This window comes from Cupriavidus sp. 05T313, assembly GCF_056396665.1.
In genome coordinates this window covers 1-2,673 of the sequence record NZ_JBFTLX010000466.1, presented here as the reverse complement: position 1 = coordinate 2,673, position 2,673 = coordinate 1, and the positions used below count along the sequence as shown (strand labels likewise).

Annotated in this window: 4 protein-coding genes; 2 read left to right on the top strand and 2 right to left on the bottom strand. The window is 66.3% G+C overall.

All coding sequences use genetic code 11. The features are described 5' to 3' along the window. Together AC1DKD_RS40860 and AC1DKD_RS40855 are read right to left on the bottom strand one after the other, a co-directional pair. Positions 1-172 (bottom strand): 3-keto-5-aminohexanoate cleavage protein (locus tag AC1DKD_RS40860; protein ID WP_477144707.1); only part of this gene is annotated, 172 nt, incomplete at its 3' end. Between the two features lie 2 nt (positions 173-174). Beyond that, positions 175-1,122 (bottom strand): universal stress protein, encoded by a 948-nt coding sequence (locus AC1DKD_RS40855; protein ID WP_441637650.1) that lies wholly within the window; start codon positions 1,120-1,122, stop codon positions 175-177. 375 nt (positions 1,123-1,497) lie between these two features. Between AC1DKD_RS40855 and AC1DKD_RS40850 the strand changes: the two genes are divergently transcribed. Continuing rightward, positions 1,498-1,914, top strand: a complete 417-nt coding sequence (locus AC1DKD_RS40850; protein WP_477144706.1) for a hypothetical protein — start codon at positions 1,498-1,500, stop codon at positions 1,912-1,914. After that, entirely contained in the window at positions 1,898-2,665 is a 768-nt protein-coding gene (locus tag AC1DKD_RS40845; protein WP_477144705.1) for a winged helix-turn-helix domain-containing protein, read from the top strand. The genes AC1DKD_RS40850 and AC1DKD_RS40845 overlap by 17 nt, the downstream gene beginning before the upstream one ends. Positions 2,666-2,673: the final 8 nt, after the last annotated feature.

The following is a 2,673-nucleotide window of genomic DNA, read 5'->3' as shown; positions in this document are numbered from 1 at the left end:
GCACCGTGGCACCGGCGTTGTAGCAGTCAACGGCCTTTTGCACCTGTTCCTCCATCGTCACCGGAATGTCTTCGGGGAAATCCGCCGGCATCCACTCGGGGCCGTAAGGCGCCACGGTGATGACCACTTTGTCCTGGTTCTCGGGGTGCAGGGAATCGTCGAGGAATTGCATGTTTAGTCCTTGTCGGGTTGGGGCAGAGTCAATTGCGTCAGCAGCTCTGCAAAGCTGGCGTCGGAGCGTATCCCGACGTGGTGAGTCACTGCGGGGGTCAGTGCCAAATGCACATCGTTCCAATCGCCCTCGGTCAAGTGGCGGCGCGCCGCCGGGAGCACAACGCCTTCTTCGCGGCCCATGTATTCCCATACCTGGCGGGCATACTGCTCGACGGCCTGGGCTAGCGCCGCAAAGGCGGGGGCGCTGCCGTCGGCTTGCTCCACTTGCGTGGCAAGCTCATCCAGCAGGCTCTGTTGACGCAAGTGCTGGCGGGACAACTCGTCCAGTTCCGCGCGCATGGCCTCGCTGCGCCGGCCCAGGCGGCGGAATAACGTGACCTCCTTGCGCTGCAGCAGCGGATGGACCACCAAGCGAACGTACTCGATCGCCGCCAGCAGCGGAGCCGAGGCCATTGACGCGCCCGGCGGGGGCGGCGTTTCGAGGAGGTTCAGCCAGGCATGCAGCAGCGCGGTCAGGCGCTTGTACTCGCTGTGCAGCAGATCGATAGCCGGAATGGGCGCGGGTACGCAGTTGGCGCCGATTGACAGCACCGGAATGCGGGCATGCACCAGCATGTGGCGGGCAGCGGAGGACAGCTCCGCGAGTTGCCCCGTGCCATGGGCGAGGACAATCGCGTCGCAGCCCGCCTGGTCCGCCGCGGCCAGTAACGCGCGCGCCGGCTGCTCGGCAACGATGCTGGCCACCGTGCTTGTCAAGCCTTGCGCACGCGCTGCCGCATCGGCACGGACGAGTGCCTCGCGGGCCTGCGACGGGCCGCGCGCGCCTGCCGCCTGCGCGTACCGGAAGCTGATGCGCGCGCCGTGGCTGCGAGCCAGTGCGATGGCTTGCGCCGTTGCATTGGCGCCGTGATCGCTAGGATCGACAGGAACAAACAGATGGCGGAACATGTTTCGAGGCCGGTTTCGGGTCAGAGCGAGATGGATGCATTGGCGGGCGCTTGTGCCTGCCGGCGCATGGCATGCATAGCCGTGGATAACCTTGTGATCGCTGCAGGCCCGGGATTGGCGCCTGGCGTCGTCGCGATTGCGTGGTTGGTTGCCGGCATTGCATCACTTTCGTGGTTGTATTGCATGGATTGGATGTTAGGAGCGTGCGGGTGGGAGGCTCCCCCCAGCGGCGGGGGGGAACGGCACAGGGATATCCCTGGGAGCGGCCTTCGACGCGCCTGGCCTGTCTATAATCGCCGGCACTGGCGATCCGCCCCATCCCATCCGGCTCTTCTGCCCATCCACGCGAACGGCATAGCCTGCCGGGCTTATTCGATGACAAATTCCACCAGTGGCACTGGCGTCACAGCATCGGCATTCCCGCTCAAGACCAGTCCACCGCGCGGACCGCGCCACCTCCTTGCGCGCCGACGCCTGCGCTCGGACTGCGAGCACTTTGTCGACAGGCCCGTGACGATCGCGCAAGCGCCTGCCGGCTTCGGCAAGACATCCCTGCTGATCCAGTGGCACCGCGAGTACATCATGCGCGGCAGCGCGGTTGCCTGGCTGTCATTGGACGAGCATGACGATCCGGGGCGCTTGTTGACAGGGCTCGCGAGCGCGATTCGCTCAGGCTGCGGGCGGCCAGCATTCGGCAGACGGCTGCCGGACGGGGATGGATCGTCCCGCGGGCCGCTGGAAGGCTTCACCGCGTGGCTGGCGGAGATTGCGCACGTTGCGCAGGCTGCATGACGCGACCGAGGGCTGGCCGCTCGGCCTGCAACTCGCGCTGGCCGCAATCACCCATGCGCCCGATCCCGTTGCCGCTATCGATGCCTTCGCCAACAGCACCGGCGGCATGCGCGAGCACTTCGTGACCGCGCTGCTCGCCCGGCTCTCCGATGCGGATACCGGATTCCTGACGCGTATCTCGATTGTGGAGTTGTTGCATGCCGATCTTTGCCGCGCCGTGACGGGGTTGCAGGATGCGAAGGAGCGCCTGCAGCGTCTTATGCATGACACGCCGATGTTTGTCGTCGCGGACCAACATGGCGAGTGGTTCCGCCTGCATGCATTGGCACGCGATGCGCTGCGCGCCCGGCTGACGGACCTCCCGGCGCAGGAACTCGAAGGGATGCACGATCGCGCCATGCACTGGCTTGCCGATCATGGCATGACCGAAGCTGCCGCGCGCCACGCGCTTGCCAGCGGCCAGCGCGAGACCGCCTACGGCCTGGCGCAGCGCTGCCTGCATGAGGCGGCGACGCGCGGTCAATTGTCAGCCGTGCTCGAATGGCTCAAATGGCTGCCCGAGTCCGAACTGGACAAGCATCCACGCCTGCGCCTCGCGGTGGCATGGGCGCTGGCGCTGAGCGAGCGTCATCAGCAGGCCGAGGCGCAAGTGCGCAAAATCCTCCACCACGCGACACCGGACGACGCCATGCGCTACGAGATCGATCTGATCCTGAGCGCCGCCGCCTATTACGCGGACGAGCCGGATTGAGCCGGATT